The organism is Pedobacter sp. Leaf170 (assembly GCF_920984665.1).
In the GTDB taxonomy this organism is placed as follows: domain Bacteria; phylum Bacteroidota; class Bacteroidia; order Sphingobacteriales; family Sphingobacteriaceae; genus Pedobacter.
Genome location: NZ_CAKLBP010000005.1, coordinates 371,351 through 387,147, shown reverse-complemented (window position 1 = coordinate 387,147; position 15,797 = coordinate 371,351). Strand labels below are relative to the sequence as shown.

Genomic DNA, 15,797 nt, shown 5'->3' with positions numbered 1-15,797 from the left:
ATCAAAATCTAAAATCATGAAAAAAATAACCTTAATCTGTACATTATTTTTGCTGATCGCAGCAACCTCGGCCACTTTTGCCCAAGCTACACCTGCTAATTTTACAGGGGCAAAAGCCACCCTGAAAAATTATAAGGCACTGTATGTAATCAATAACGGTGATGAGAAAAAGATTGCAGGAACACTTCGAAACCTAAAAAATGCACTCGACGATCCCAGGTTAAAAGGGAAAATCAATGCAGAACTTATTGCCTTTGGAGATGGCGTAGCTGTTTACCAGAAGAACGGATCTTTTGAAAAAACATTGTTAGAACTGCAATCCAGAGGAGTAATTCTTGCACAATGTGAAAATACCGTCAGAGAAAGGAAAATCGAAAAAAATACCTTATTTGATTTTATCAGTTATGTACCCAGCGGCAATGGTGAAATCATCATCCGTCAATATCAGGGATGGGCAGTTGTACATCCTTAAACCAAATAATTAGAAAATCATGAAATATATAAATCACACCTTTTTAGCCACAGTTGCATTTTTATTGCTTTGTGGAAATGTTAAGGCCCAGGATCATCGCTTTGATCCGCCCTGGAATACTCCACCTGAAAGTAAAGTTCAGTTCACAGTACCTGGAGTAGACAATGTGCCTGATCTTTTTGGAGACATTAATGATCCCCAACTGGTGGTTTTCTTTGCCGGTAACCAGTTTATGTGCATTGACGAATTAATTGCAGCCTTTAAAAAGTCATATCCACATTATCAGCGGGTATTTGCCGAAACGCTTCCCCCAGGCATTTTAGCCCAACAAATAAAAACCGGTAGCATTGTGGTGGGCAACATGAGAATTACCTTAAAGCCGGATGTTTATACAGCTGGTAAGAACCGGATAGACATGACCCCTGAATGGTTTAGCAAAACGACTTTATATGCTAGAAACAGGTTGGCAATCATGGTCCAAAAGGGAAATCCGAAGGCATTGAAGTCACTCAAAGATTTAGCAAATAAAGAGCTGAGGATCAGTATGCCCAATCCAGAGAATGAAGGGATCGGTAAACGTATTGAAGAAGCCTATGTGAAAGCTGGAGGGGAAACATTAAAATCTACCATCATGGAAGATAAAGTTAAAGATAAGACTACTTATCTTACCATGATCCATCATCGCCAATCACCAATGAGGATCCTATACAACGAAAGTGACGCCGCTCCAGTATGGTATACTGAGGCCTACTATCAGAAAATGATTGGCCATCCTGTTGAGCTCATTGAAATTCCTGAAAAAGAGAATATCCATGCGCAATATATAGCGGGACAGTTAAAAGATGCGCCACATCCGGCCGCTGCAAAAGATTTTATGGATTTTTTGATCAGTCCGCAGGCTGCTGCCATCTACAAAAAGTTTGGTTTTGATTTACCTTAAACATAAACACAATGAAAAATATATTTTTAACCATATTGTCAGTCGTTGCTGTAGTGACCATTGGGAATGCACAAATCCCAAACGATACTTTATATGTCTATGGTCCCGGTGGGCCGCTCGGACCGATCAATGAATGTGCGAAGGTTTTTGGAAAGCAGCATGATATCGTAATTAAAGTCACTGCCGGGCCAGATAATGAATGGATGCCGGATGCAATGAAACATGCAGATCTGTTCTTTGGAGGAGCAGAATACATGCTTTCAAAATTCATGTCTGACCACCCAAACATGATAGTGGCGAACTCTCGGACAGAGTTATATAAACGTGCGGCAGCGATCCTGGTACGGCCCGGCAATCCTAAAAACATCAAAAATCTGGGCGATCTCTGTAAACCAGGTGTGAAAATTCTTGATGTGAATGGGGCTGGGCAAATGGGGCTTTGGGAAGATTTGGCAGGTCGACAAGATCTGATTGCAAACATACAGCAGCGTATAGCAGGTACATTTGCAAATTCGGCATTGGGTATTGCTGCATGGAAAAATGATCCTCAATATGATGCCTGGATAACATTTGGCTCCTGGCATAACCGTTTACCAGACCTCACCTCAATGGTTAGGATTCCTGTTACACAAACAGTCTATAGAGGTACACCTGTAGTGAGGGGTAGCACTGGTACGCATAAGTCGGAAACTGAGGATTTTATCAAGTTTATGCAATCCGATAAAGGACATCTCATTTTCAAAAAATGGGGTTGGGAATAAATAATGTCTAAAAACTTATCTTCTATAACATGAAGTTATGGAAGATAAGTTTTAATGATTTGATCGGGGTTTATTAGTTATGGATCTTTGAATTAGAAAATAAAGACAATCAAAATTATGACACAAATCAAAGACAATTCAAATTCTTCTAAAATAAAGGCGGGTAACCTGCTAAACTTAAATTTAAACACCCGTAAAATTATCTTCATCCTGGCAGTTTTGCTGTGCCTCTTTCCATTTATGTCGCCTCCTTTAGCCTTATTGCTAGGATTAGTATTGGCGCAACTAATGGAACATCCCTATCTGCATTTAAATCACAAGGCCACAAACCTGCTGCTAAAAATTTCTGTTGTCGGGCTAGGATTTGGAATGAATGTATTCAGTGCAATGAAAGCAGGAAAAGAAGGCGTACTGTTTACCGTAGTTTCTATTTTCGGAGTGCTTATCATTGGTTTTATCCTGGGAAAAGTATTTAAAATAGAACGTAAAACATCTTTTTTGATATCAGCTGGAACGGCGATCTGTGGTGGAAGTGCTATTGCTGCATTGTCGCCTGTAATGAACGCAGAAGAAAAACAGATCTCCGTTGCAATGGGTACTGTTTTTATACTCAACTCGGTGGCCTTATTTCTTTTCCCCGCTATCGGACATGCGCTTAACTTGTCACAGTCACAATTTGGTATGTGGTGTGCCATTGCTATTCACGATACCAGTTCTGTTGTTGGGGCAGCCAGTAAATATGGTGAACAAGCACTACAGATAGCCACAACTGTTAAGTTAGCCAGAGCACTATGGATTGTTCCCGTAGCGTTTGGTACATCTTTCCTGTTCAAAAGCAACAATAGCAAAGTTAGTATACCCTATTTTATAGGGCTATTTATCCTGGCAATGATCGCCAGCACCTACTTACCTTTTATTAAGCCTTTTGCGCCCTACTTTGTAGCATTAGCAAAAGCAGGCTTAACTTTAACCTTGTTCCTGATAGGAAGCGGACTCTCATTTACTATCTTGAAAGCAGTGGGGATAATGCCACTGTTACAAGGCGTAATTTTATGGATAGTAATTTCAAGTGCTGCATTATGGGCAGTTATATCTTTGGTTTAAAATACATTAGTTACTGATCATCACCAGCTTTTTTGAAAGATCATCAATAAGAACCACATGTTTATAATCGGCGCTACCTGTTCCTACACTCTTAATTATCCCCGAGGATTGACCGCTAAAAGCTCCTTTTTCATCGGTCTTAAAAGAATTGATGACATAATCTGCGTTAAACGTATCATTTGAGGAGTTGGTTAACGCTAAAGTATACGAAGTATTTGGCTCGAGTTTTTTAAAGTCCTGTTGGACAAGATCAGTCAAGCCTACGCTTCTTACGTTTAGCATGCCTGATGACATTGAATTATCCTTATTCATCAATTTAATCACCTGACTTTTGTCTGCAAGATTAAGCGGGGTTAAATTTTCTTTTGAGGCATTTGCAGGGCTGGCATTAGCGGCGTACAACAATGCTTGCGGACATTGTCCAATAGCAATGGTTTTTACAACGGCCATTTTTACCAGATCAACCACTTGTACCTGGTCATCATTTTCTAATCCGACATATGCAAATTTACCATCTGCCGAAGTCCAGACGCCATGTGGCAATGATCCTGTCGCAACGCTATCAGTAAGCTTGAAATCTTGTGAAACACTAAATACTTTTAAGCTGTTTTCTCCGCCAATGGTTGCCAGCATCACAGGTGAATCATTAACTAAAGTAAAAGTGACATGGTTGGTAATTGGACCTGTATTTAGTACTGTATGTATCGTATTTGTCTCCGTGCTGATGACAGTGATCTTCCCTACATCCTTATGTGTCAATGCAATCCATTTCCCATCAGGACTACAGAATATATTTGGAGAAAATGGACTAACTACTGGAATACGCTTTACAATAGCATAAGAAGTTGCATTCACTACATCCACTTCTGCAGTAAAGCTGGAACAAATATAAGCCCATTTTCCATCTGGAGTAAAAGCAACCATTCCCGGGCCGTCGGCTACTGGAATTTGCTTGATTTCAATCAGTTTATTTGCATCAATTACGCTGATATACGATTCTCCTCTTACCGATATCCATGCCTGTGATCCTGAAGGGTTAAAGGTTGCCTCATGCGGTGAACGTCCGATATAAACAGTTTTTAAAACTTTATTTTTTGCTGTTGAAATAAAGGTTACTGAATTTGATCCAATGGAAACCGCTGCTAGTAATTGCCTTTTAGGGGAATAACCCAGGCCATGAACCAGGGCCTGTCCCTTATATAGAGGACTTAAGATATCAGGTTGGGGTTTACCAAGAACAATATTTCCTAATAGCGTTTGTGTTGAGGGATCTAAGACAGAAACCGTATTAGATATCTGATTGCCTGTATAAACCCTGTCTTGGGCATAGATTGATTGTGCTTTTGATTGTAGGGCAAAACTGGATATAAATAGCGTAAACAAGGATATCTTTTTCATATGTTAATGGGAGTTTGTAAATGTCTTCATTTGTTGGATTTCTATCTGTTCATCTGAGATAATATTCTCGGCCAGTCTTTTTACATTTTTATTTTTTCCATACCGCAACTCAACTTTAGCCATGTCGATGGCAGCCTGATGGTGAGGAAGCATTATCCTTGCAAAGGACAGATCAGTATCCGACAATTGTTTTTCTTCAGGCATTTGTTCCATCATCACTTTCATCATCTTCTGGTTGGCGTTTTGATGTTGGTTGCCTGTAGCGATAAATCCTTCAGGATGGCTGAGCAGGAGTTGCATTTGCTGAATCTGGGTTTGTTGCTCAGCTTTGATACTTTTAGCTAGCTGAATCATTTCTTTATTTTTTCCGGTCTTAATCTCTTCTTCTGCCATATCAATAGCACCCTGGTGATGTGGGATCATCATTTGTATGAAATCTCTGTCTGCAGATGTGGTAGCTGATATTTCATCCATCTTCATCATCATATGGGCCATTTGCCCAAGGAAGACATTTTTTTTAGTTGCCATTTGCATGTGTTCATGTTGTGCTCGTGCAGAGAAACTAGCAAATAGTAAAAGTATAGACGTGAATCTGATCATGGTTTGATGTAGAGTATTAAATGTGATAAACTGTTTATGCCAGACAAGCCTTCTGCGATAACCGCAAGATCCTGAAATTTGTTCTTATTGAGCTATATTACATCTACATCAATTGGCGAGATAAAATTAACCATGTAAGTTCTTCTGTCTAAATCATGCTCCATGGGTTGCGTTTTGCCATTTTGATCTGTCGCTCTAGCCATTAAACTATATCTTCCAGTCTTAGCAGGAACCACCCATTCAAATTCAAATAGCTGCCAGGCGAAAGGGATAGCAGGACCAATTAATTTTGCTGGTTGCCATGAATTTCCTTTATCCGTGCTTATTTCTACTTTCGATAGGTTACTATCACCTGACCATCCTGCACCCCTTACTTGATAAGGTTTTCCAGCCGGCACCGCTTCAAACAATACCGGCCTTGATATTTCAGACTTAACCAATGTAGTGGTTACGGGCGTCAAGGTAGGTAGTCCTTCAACACGCTTCCAGTAAGCATATTCAATCGTCTGCCAATAGCCATCAAACGGCTTTTCAGATGCAGTAATTTTCATCAGCCATTTTACAGATGCCATACCATACCATCCTGGAATAATTGCCCTTGCCGGGAAACCATGTTCAGCACTCAATGGTTTTCCATTCATTTCATAGGCGATGATGATGTGATCCTGCATTGCTGTTTTTAACGGAATGCTCCGGGCGAATTTGATTTTTCCTGGTGATTTCGGCTCTTCTGTAATCATCCCCTCATCATTCCCTTCCAAAATAATGTCTACCGTACCCACCTTTATCCCAGCCTTTTTTAACAAAACGGATAAAGGTACTCCTGTCCATTCAGCATTGCTGATCCCACCTTGTTCCCATCCTAAACCCTTCACTTTTGGGGCGAGGTTAGCACGTCCGTTTCCGGCACATTCTATAGTAGCCATTACCTTTTTTGCAGGAAGCTTTTTAAGTTCGCTCAGATTGATCTTTATGACCTGATTGGTGTTGCCGCCAATCTCTAATTCCCAATTTGCAGCATCAATATTGGGGATGTTAAAATGACTCCTGATGAAGAACTGGTTATTTGGAGTAATCCTGTTTTTTAACGTAGGAAATGGAAACTCCATATTTAATGGCTTTTTCTCTCGCGTAATAAGTCCTGGAAATTCATTGTCTTCACTGGTTTGTTGAATCTCCTTCGCCGAAGCCCAGGATGGTATTGTAGCGCCAGCTATCACCGGGATAATTCCAGCAACAAAATTACGTCTGTTTAACGTGTAGTTCTGTGGTGTTTTGTCGTTTTTCATCTCAATAAATGTAGGTGATTACAATATAGCCAAAAATTCCTAGGATAACTTGTATTCTTCCATTTTCTTGATGGTTGAAAGGAAACAAGTGTAGACTTTACTTCATCGCTGGCCTGCTAGAAAAGACATAATAATTCTACACCTGTTTATCAAATACTCATCTCAATTTCTATCAAAAAACGGTCATTTCTTGATAATACAAAAATGGGCGAAACAATTCATTGAAGAGGCTATTGGAATAGATTTCAAAATGATAAATTCCTTGGTAAAACTTATAGTAATTTCTTTTTACGATACTGCCCTTCCACCTTATTGTTTAACAAATTCTCAAAATCAACTATCGCTTCGCAATGCTCATAAAAGTTCGAACTTCCGCGGATTGACTACCTTAAGGAAACAGCATATCTACGTTGTTTCCTTTTTTTATACCCATAAACCACTATACAACAATTAGTTGTACCCCTCCCATTACCGGTTCGACATTTTCCAACCAGCTAACCTATACCAAAACAAATTTGGGCCTAAAAAAACGTATTAAGGCTACGCCAGGTAACTATTTGACGTGTTCGACTTTTCCTTACCGATCTCAACATCCTCCAGTACCAATTTTCTGTTATGGATCTTGGCAATGAGGTATAAAAAACTCAGTATTACCGCAGCCTCTTCATCATCAACCTCTATTCCATTTTTGGCAAGCAACGCAATGGCATTACTTCCCGAAACCTTTCTGTCTATAAAATCCATCTGATTTCCCCATTATGCTATTTATAAACCACTACCTTCGAAAGCGCAACATCATGGCCTAAAGACACCTCGCTTTTATTCAAGTCTATTCCAACTGGAGGAAATAAGCTGACCAATTGCTTTTTATCCGCTGTATCGAGATTATCAAAGCCCCGAAATACATCTATCGAAGTCCGGAAGCCAAGCCGCCGTTGCTCTTCGATTGTCTTTAGTTTGATGGCAACGTCAGACAGCTCTTTCTTTATAACCCCAGTAATCCTTCGAAATTCATTTTTCATTTCGCTATAGTCGTCGTATTTCAATATGTTCTCTACAAACAGTTTCCTCGCTCTGGATAGCATTGTCTCCTGCTCGACTAACTGACGCCGAAGTGCTTGTCTTTCGTAAAGAAATCCTGTCTTTTGCGTATCAACATTCCAGTCTGCAAGAATAGCGACGAATAGATCACCTACCATTTCCGATAACTGTAATTTCTGGAGCTGGTTCCTATAGCTGTCATTTAGCTTATCCGCCCTTACCCTTGCCCTACACCCTTGGCGGCAATGATAATAGGCATATTTTCGAGTATTGCCTTGGGAAAAACTTCCCGTAAGCCTCTTGCCGCATAGCGGACAGATCAGAAAACCCGTAAGAAAAAAAGTGGATCTGAAATCGGTCCTTATCGTACTAACCTTTCTTTTGGTATTGATGACATCCTGCACCTCGTAAAAAAGGGCTTCGGGTATCAGTGGCTCATGTATTCCTTTTATCATAACAATCTCCCCATTTCCTAGCTTAAGCGGAATCAGGCCACAATAAACTGGGTTACGGATAAGTTTGGAAAAATTTGAAGTCGTACTTCTCAAGCCTTTGTTCAGTGCCATTTCACTTAAATAACCTATTTTATAGATATTTTTTGCGAGTTGCTTAAAAACCCATCGTATGATGCTATCTTCCGGCTGTTTGGGAACTATAATCTTACGACCGTCCAATGATGACATGTTCACATATCCCACGGGAGCTTTATTAGGATACCTGCCCATTTCCTTAGCCTTTCTAATACCATTTAAGGTATTCATCGCACGTCTCGTGTTTTCCGCCTCTGGGACTGAGAGGTAGATGGCCAACATTACAGAACTCTCTGGAACGGATAGGTCTATTTGCTGATCTATGGCCATTGCCGACACATTGAGCTTTCTGAGAATGCCCAGCATCTCGTAGGCATACTGGATATTACGGCTGAACCTATCCCATTTGATGAAAATGATATTATTTTCTTCTTTTCCCCTGCCTTTTCTCAATTCGGAAACTAGCTTTTTCCATTCTGGTCTATTGAAGTCTTTTGCAGAGTAGTCCTCCCTACAGATTCCCTTTACATAGATGTTGTTCGATTCGCAGTATTTTATCAATCGATCTTCCTGTTCTGGGAGTGAGTAGCCTCTTCTTTTTTGTTCGTCAGTACTTACACGAACATATAGATAAGCTGATTTCATAACATTCAAGATTTATGTATGTGTATTTAACGATCAAAAGCCAAGAATATTCATTTTTTGAAAATTTTGAACTATAGGCTATATCTAGAGATTTCGGTAGCTTTGACCAACCAATTCAGTAGTGAATTTAAAGCGAAATGGGGTGACAGTTTGAACGCGGAACGGCTGGCCATTTTTGCCGAAATGCCCAGCTAGTGCAGCTCGGGCGGTAATTGATCTTTCTGGACTAATCCGATTTGCGGTTAATTCAAGTCACATCAATCAACAGCCATTTCGTATTGAGGAAATATTGCAATTAGAATCCCTTATCAGGATTTATAAATTAAGATTTAAGGAGAGGGTTTTAGTAGAATTCACTCACTCTAAAGCTGCCCGAGAATACAGACTCATACCATTGATGTTACTTACCCTAGCGAAAAACCTTTTCAAGCATGGAAACATCCACAAAAAGCAAGACCCAGCGAAGATAGATATTGCCATGAATGGTTTCACACTTACTATTTCTACCTATAACCTTCAGAAAGATGGAGAGTTACCCCAAGGTTTTCATGGAGGATTAGTCAATATTTTAACAAGACTTGAATATAACTACCCTTACAGATTCAAAATTGAATAGGATCCAGGAGATGGGAGCCACTTTTTTGTCCAAATAAAGATAACTAATCCGATATTCTAACATCAATATTTTAGACTAGTATATATTTTAAGCCATGGGCACAATTTAAAAAAGCAATTTTGGTTTTAATTTTTTGGCTTCATCCAAAAGATAAAGGGCATAACCTCGAGGTTTTAGGTATTTACTCTTCTATTTTTTTTAAGGGCCAAATATCCCGAGTATTGTTTTTTATCTAGGATAACCGTATTCCAGCCCTAAAACCAAACTTTTCAACCAAAATTCAAAAAGAATTTTAAAATTCCGAATCTCGGCACGATTGCCTTGCCTTATTACGTCTATTTACAAAGGATAAACCGTAGCATCCGCCAACAAAATACCCTATCCGGTCAAGTTCCTGATTTGAAAGTGATAGATGATTTATTGTTTCGATTTATAATATTGCATTCCGTGCTCATGTTAAAAAGTAGGTCACTTTGGGAGCCGTGCATTATAATTCCGACACCGTTAAAATCAATCTAAAAATAAATTTAGATAAATCTAAATTTATTTTTAGTCTTTTCTATTTTTATTATTAGATTTACAAAAAATCAGATAACATGCAGAAAAGATTACCCATTGTCCTGCTTTCACTTATGAGCCTGGTTGCTATAATGGTGTCCTGTGAGAAGATAATCCCTTCTTCTCCAAAAGAGGATGAAATTCTTGATGGCCCGGTAGAAGGACTCAGCTATGAACAGCTCAGACGGTTCGCTTTGGGAGACGCGGCCTTCAACAATGAGATATTTAGTCCTGAGAACGGCCTTGGGCCAGGCTTTGTTGCAACCAGCTGTGGAAGCTGCCATGCGGGTGACGGCAAAGGCCATCCTTTTACTACGCTGGTCCGTTTCGGGCAGACCGATGAAACAGGCAATAAATTTTTGGACCAGGGAGGCCCACAACTGCAGAACAGGGCTATTCCCGGATACAAACCTGAGCAAATCCCATCAGGGGCCACCTTTTCAAAATTTACACCGCCTGCTAATACCGGCCTTGGCTTTCTCGAACTGGTAGCTGATGCAGATATACTAGCTATGGCTGACCCCCAGGATCTGGATAATGACGGCATTTCTGGTATCCCGAATTACGCAATACTTCCCACATATGTTCAGGCGATTAACAATGCTATTGTACTGAAGGGAAAATATATCCATCGTTTTGGAAAAAAGGCGGCAGCATATAACCTGCTCCACCAGACTGTGAATGCCTACAACCAGGATATCGGGATCACTTCAAGCTTTGATCCTGAGGATGCCTATACGCGGATGGTGATTGACCCTGAAATCCCCACACTTACAGTGAATAACGTGGTGTTTTATCTACAGACGCTAAAAGCACCCATGCAGCGCGATGCGGGGAATGCGGAAGTTGAAACTGGCAGGAAACTGTTCGAAAAGATTAACTGTTCAGGCTGTCACAAGCCTACCCTAAAAACAGGTTTTTCTCCGGTGGCCGCTCTGTCCAACAAAGAATTCCATCCCTATACCGACCTGTTGCTCCATGATATGGGGCCTGGGCTGGACGATGGTTATACGGAAGGATCGGCAAAAACCTCCGAATGGAGAACCCCGCCGCTATGGGGACTGGGACTTTCGATGAACTCGCAGGGGGGATCTTATCATCTGCTGCATGACGGAAGGGCAAAAAGCATCGAAGAGGCGGTAACCCTTCATGGAGGAGAGGCATCTGCAAGCCGCAACAGGTTCAACCAGCTGTCTGGGGCAGAAAAAAATGCCATGCTGAGATTTTTAGAATCACTATAGAAATGAAAAGAAAAGATTTTATAAAAGGCTGTGGAATGGCCTGCCTTGGAGGCCTTGGGATCACCACGTTGATCAGTGGATGCAGCAGCCTGGTGCCGGCGACGGGCGAGATTGCAGGGGATAACCTGGTCGTAGAAATGAAGGACTTTGAACTCAGACAGGGAAAAAATGTCCAGTTCAAAAGATACATTGTAGTCAGCAATGACCTGCTCCGATATCCCATCTGTATCTACCGGCATGATGAACTGAATTATTCTGCACTATGGATGCAGTGCACCCACCAGGGAACCGAGCTCCAGGCTTTCGGAGACAGGCTTCAATGTCCGGCCCATGGAAGTGAATTTGACAATAAGGGCAGAATGACAAATGGTCCGGCAGAAGCAAACTTAAGAACTTTCCCCATTACCATAGAAAAAACCAGGATCAAAATTTCACTGAAGGCAGTATGAAAAAACTCTTTACGCTTATCATATCTATTGGTATCGGTCAGATGGCTTTTGCCCAGATCGACCCGAAACTTTTAAGGGCCAAACCCAGTGATACCGCAAAAAACTCACTCAACATGGATGCAGTTTATGAACGGCCTTTTATTGCCGTGGGAAAACTTCCGGTGTCGGTGGGCGGATATATGGAGGCCAACTGGCAGTATCAGGGTACAGAGGGGATCTCTGAAGGACAGCAGTTCCAGTTCAGAAGAATGACGCTATTTGTAGCCTCAACCATTTCCAAGCGCATCAAGTTCCTTTCCGAGATCGAATTTGAACCTGCTGAAAAAGAGATAGCGGTTGAATTTGCTGCGCTGGATCTGGAATTGCACCCCTTGCTTAATTTAAGGGGTGGAATGATATTGAATCCCATTGGTGCATTCAACCAGAACCATGACGGTCCTAAATGGGAATTCACCGACCGTCCGATCGCCATGACACAGATGCTGCCTGCAACCTGGAGCAGTGCAGGATTCGGGATTTATGGCAAGAACTATAGCGGTGACTGGATGCTGGGCTACGAGTTATATGCCACAAGCAGCTTTGACGATTCCATTATTGCAAACCCTGAAAACAGAACCTCTCTGGCTGCCTCAAAAAGGAATCCGGAAAGGTTTGAAGAAATTGCAAGCGGGCAGCCGCTTCTAACGGGAAAAGTTGCGGTACGCAGGAACAATATAGGCGAACTCGGCCTATCCTATATGGGGGGTGTTTACAATAAATGGCGGTCGGACGGGATTGTTATCGATGACAAACGCAGGCTAAATGTTTTTGCCATAGACTTTAACACGACACTTCCCAAACTTAAGACCTTCATCACCGCTGAGTGGGCATGGATCAGGGTAGATGTTCCCGATACCTATTCCCAGCAGTTCGGGAGCCGTCAGATGGGGGGATATATGGATATAGTTCAACCTGTGATCAAAAAAACGATTCTGGGCTGGCAGCATTCTGTTGTAAGTTTAGCCTGCAGGGTAGAGTATGTGGACTGGAATGTAGGGAAATTCAGGGAGACCGGTGGGAATATTGGTGATGAGCTTTTCAGCGTAATGCCCGGCATCAGTTTCAGGCCGAGGCAACAGACTGTACTGAGGTTTTCCTACCGAAAACAGTGGCAGAAGGATATTCTTGGAAACCCGGCTGCCAGAACCGGAGCATTCCAGTTAGGTGTATCAACCTATTTTTAATTCTGTCATCTATTTTAGCCGGAATCTAAAGAGGATTTCCCGATGTATATCTGAGAGGCCACAGCAGGCAGCATTTATCAACAAACCCCAGGGAATGGACGGTTTGTGTCCCAAAAACACGATTTCGTGGATGAGTAGCAAAACTGAAAAACCATCCTGCGTCAATAGCGGGTGCAACCGCTGCCGAGTACCCAGAGACAGGCTAACAAACCGACTGCGAACTTTTCTTATCTTCCTAGGAATTTTTAACCTAAACGAATAAATGGATGCCAATGAGGATGCAATAAAGTAATTTGAGTATTGGGAATGCCCCAATTAGAGCTATATTTCTTGACCCTGCCCACCATTTGTTAGAAGGTGCCAAAGAAGCCTATCTACGGATTCCATTTCTGGAGGTGACTGACCTGGCAATTTGTTTCCTTTGACCCGCACTTTGGGAAACTTTTAGATCGACACAAATTTTCTGGACTGTAAAATCAGTCGCGTACTGTTTGGTATGCATTGGCGGTACTCTCAATCAGGCGCCAAAATAATGTTATCGATGCTCTGTTTGGATTCACAATAGGACTCTGCATGGTAATAAGTGCCGCATGAGCTGCTCTACATCGTATGCGTTACAGGTTTTTACTGCCCAATCTCTTTACGCTGTATTCTTACTGCATTGAGAATAGCTAAGAAAGCTACACCCACATCTGCAATTACAGCCTCCCAGAGATTCGCAACACCGAAGGCCCCAAGAGAGAGCACGGCGATCTTCACTGCCATTGCCAAAATAATGTTCTGCCAGACGATGTTACGGGTCAGCTTGCCTATCTTCAAAGCTAAAACAATCTTTGTTATCTGGTCATTTTGTATTACGATATCAGCCGTTTCAATGGCTGCATCACTTCCAAGCCCACCCATGGCAATACCCGCATCGGCCAGGGCAATTACAGGGGCATCATTTACCCCGTCGCCCACAAAAGCAATATGGCGTCCCTCCTTTATCAAAGCCTCCATCTTTTCTACTTTTCCTTCAGGCAAAAGATCGCCAAAAGCATAGTCAATATTAAGTCTGTTTGCAACCTGATCTACTACAGCTTTTTTGTCGCCGGACAACATAACAGTCCTTATATTTAAGGCCTGCATCTGCTTAACACCTTCTCCCGCATCTTCTTTTATTTCATCTGCTATAGTAATATAACCGGCATATTTTTCATCCACCGCGATCACAACAATGGTATCTAAGATCTCCTCAACATCCTTTGGAAAATCCACCTTATATTTTTTTAGTAGCTTAAGGTTCCCTGCGAGCACATGCTTTCCATCTACTACTCCTTTAAGTCCGTGTCCGGATATTTCTTCAATTGAAGTTGCAGTGCCCTCGCTTGCGTCCTTTCCTGCATATTCAATAATTGCCTGTCCAACGGGATGGGTTGAATTCTTTTCCAGAATTGCTGCCAGTCTGATTAAATCTTTTTCGGCAAGCCCTGAGGGCACTATTTTTTGAACTTTGAAAACCCCTTTGGTCAATGTTCCCGTCTTATCCATTACTATGGTATCTATCTTGGTCATTACGTCCAAAAAGTTACCTCCCTTGAATAGAATCCCATTTTTCGAAGCCAGGCCAATCCCGCCAAAATATCCTAAAGGAATAGATACGACAAGTGCGCATGGGCAGCTGATCACCAGAAATACCAGCGCGCGATAAAGCCAGTCATTAAAGACATAATTTTCAACAAACAGATACGGAACCAGCGCTAGCGCTAAGGCCAAAAAGAAAACTATGGGCGTATATATCTTTGCAAATTTTGAAATAAAAAGCTGCGTCTGCGACTTTCTTGAGGATGCATCCTGTACCATTTCCAGAATCCTGCTAAGCTTACTGTCCCTGAACAGTGCAGTTACCTTGATCTCTGAGACGGTGTTTATATTGATCATTCCTGCCAGCACGGTTTCACCTTTATATTTACTGTCAGGACGACTCTCTCCAGTTAATGCAGCGGTATTAAAGGATCCTTTTTCTGAGAGTAGCTCGCCGTCCAATCCAACTTTTTCACCAGCTTTCACCTGTATGGTATCTCCGAGCTCTACATCAGCAGAGCCAGCGAGCTCAGCTTTCCCATCTCTGATTACGGTAACCTTATCGGGCCTTATGTCCAGCAGGGCTTTTATGCTTGCTTTCGCACGGTCCACTGCTGCATCCTGGAACCATTCACCAATTGAGTAAAAGACCATTACAGCAACACCTTCGGAATATTCCCCTATAAAGAATGCGCCTAAGGTTGCCACACTCATCAGCACAAACTCATTGAAGATATCCCCCCTTATCGCTTTTCTAAAAGCTAAAACAAGTACTCCCCATCCAGCGAGAAGATAGGCGATACTGTTGACGGCTAATGAAACCCATCTAGAAAGTTTAATATTAAATCCATAGTCCATCACCAGAACGCATATCAATATCGCCAGGCCCGATAGCAGTCCAAGATGCTGTTGCCATTGTGGCTTATCACCGGCACCCGTTTTGCGATCATGATCCGCAACGCTATCTTCGTTAATATGAAGCGCGCCGGCTTCCGCCTTATAAGCTGGAGCAGTTTGCCGAATATTATTTTTCGGTGCTTCTGCCTTAATATCATCGTTTTCGCAACAGTCCTTCATAATATGATTTTTTATTGTACTTTTTCAGTGATAAACCTCTCCATGTATCATGCCAAATATTACTCTGATAACAAGGTGCTGTGCATTGTCTATCTTCAGTTTCAACCTATCCGATTCGAAGCCTTGGTGCTGAGAAGCGTACGGCAGAGGTATTGTCAAACAGCGTCTTTGGCCTACAATGGCTTACTTCATTCCAGGAATTGAAAATGTAAGTCTGTGGCGATCTATTTTATCGGAGTTTTTTATTTTACTTCTATCTTTTACCCTGCCCGGAATAACTTTAGTGTAAC

At 41.7% G+C, this 15,797-nt stretch carries 14 protein-coding genes; 8 read left to right on the top strand and 6 right to left on the bottom strand.

What is annotated here, in order from left to right; translation table 11 throughout:
• The first annotated feature begins 16 nt into the window (after positions 1–16).
• The 4 genes from LUA90_RS14245 (at position 17) to LUA90_RS14230 (ending at position 3,277) form a co-directional block, all read left to right on the top strand.
• Positions 17–472, top strand: coding sequence for a DsrE family protein (locus LUA90_RS14245; protein WP_008245470.1), 456 nt, complete (start codon positions 17–19; stop codon positions 470–472).
• Positions 473–491: 19 nt separating this feature from the next.
• Positions 492–1,412, top strand: coding sequence for a substrate-binding domain-containing protein (locus tag LUA90_RS14240; protein WP_056870676.1), 921 nt, complete (start codon positions 492–494; stop codon positions 1,410–1,412).
• An 11-nt stretch (positions 1,413–1,423) separates the two neighbouring features.
• The gene (locus LUA90_RS14235; RefSeq protein ID WP_008245473.1) at positions 1,424–2,173 is read left to right on the top strand and encodes a substrate-binding domain-containing protein; all 750 of its coding nucleotides are present in this window, start codon (positions 1,424–1,426) and stop codon (positions 2,171–2,173) included.
• A 117-nt stretch (positions 2,174–2,290) separates the two neighbouring features.
• A complete protein-coding gene (locus tag LUA90_RS14230) occupies positions 2,291–3,277 on the top strand; it encodes a YeiH family protein (protein ID WP_231491326.1) in 987 nt (328 codons plus the stop codon).
• A gap of 6 nt (positions 3,278–3,283) precedes the next feature.
• Here the strand turns inward: LUA90_RS14230 and LUA90_RS14225 are convergent, their stop codons facing one another.
• The 5 genes from LUA90_RS14225 to LUA90_RS14205 form a co-directional block, all read right to left on the bottom strand.
• Entirely contained in the window at positions 3,284–4,675 is a 1,392-nt protein-coding gene (locus LUA90_RS14225; RefSeq protein WP_231491325.1) for a beta-propeller fold lactonase family protein, read from the bottom strand.
• Between the two features lie 3 nt (positions 4,676–4,678).
• Positions 4,679–5,275: a DUF305 domain-containing protein gene (locus tag LUA90_RS14220; protein WP_082458795.1), complete on the bottom strand. Its 597-nt coding sequence runs from the start codon at positions 5,273–5,275 to the stop codon at positions 4,679–4,681.
• A gap of 92 nt (positions 5,276–5,367) precedes the next feature.
• Positions 5,368–6,564 carry a sulfite oxidase gene (locus tag LUA90_RS14215; protein WP_055910867.1) on the bottom strand — a complete coding sequence of 399 codons (1,197 nt, stop codon included), beginning with the start codon at positions 6,562–6,564 and terminating at the stop codon, positions 5,368–5,370.
• Positions 6,565–7,104: 540 nt separating this feature from the next.
• Positions 7,105–7,308, bottom strand: coding sequence for a hypothetical protein (locus tag LUA90_RS14210; protein WP_231491324.1), 204 nt, complete (start codon positions 7,306–7,308; stop codon positions 7,105–7,107).
• 17 nt (positions 7,309–7,325) lie between these two features.
• Positions 7,326–8,780, bottom strand: coding sequence for a recombinase family protein (locus tag LUA90_RS14205; RefSeq protein WP_231491323.1), 1,455 nt, complete (start codon positions 8,778–8,780; stop codon positions 7,326–7,328).
• A 397-nt stretch (positions 8,781–9,177) separates the two neighbouring features.
• On the opposite strand from LUA90_RS14205, the gene LUA90_RS14200 reads away from it, so the two are divergent.
• The 4 genes from LUA90_RS14200 to LUA90_RS14185 all read left to right on the top strand — a co-directional run bounded on the left by LUA90_RS14200 (position 9,178) and on the right by LUA90_RS14185 (position 12,867).
• On the top strand, positions 9,178–9,396 hold the full coding sequence (locus tag LUA90_RS14200; protein ID WP_231491322.1) for a hypothetical protein: 219 nt from the start codon (positions 9,178–9,180) through the stop codon (positions 9,394–9,396).
• 596 nt (positions 9,397–9,992) lie between these two features.
• Entirely contained in the window at positions 9,993–11,195 is a 1,203-nt protein-coding gene (locus LUA90_RS14195) for a di-heme oxidoredictase family protein (protein ID WP_231491321.1), read from the top strand.
• A gap of 2 nt (positions 11,196–11,197) precedes the next feature.
• On the top strand, positions 11,198–11,644 hold the full coding sequence (locus LUA90_RS14190) for a ubiquinol-cytochrome c reductase iron-sulfur subunit (protein WP_090985871.1): 447 nt from the start codon (positions 11,198–11,200) through the stop codon (positions 11,642–11,644).
• A complete protein-coding gene (locus LUA90_RS14185; protein ID WP_231491320.1) occupies positions 11,641–12,867 on the top strand; it encodes a hypothetical protein in 1,227 nt (408 codons plus the stop codon). The genes LUA90_RS14190 and LUA90_RS14185 overlap by 4 nt, the downstream gene beginning before the upstream one ends.
• Before the next feature lie 624 nt (positions 12,868–13,491).
• On the opposite strand, the gene LUA90_RS14180 is transcribed toward LUA90_RS14185, so the two are convergent.
• Entirely contained in the window at positions 13,492–15,507 is a 2,016-nt protein-coding gene (locus LUA90_RS14180; RefSeq protein ID WP_082018553.1) for a heavy metal translocating P-type ATPase, read from the bottom strand.
• Positions 15,508–15,797 lie beyond the last annotated feature (290 nt).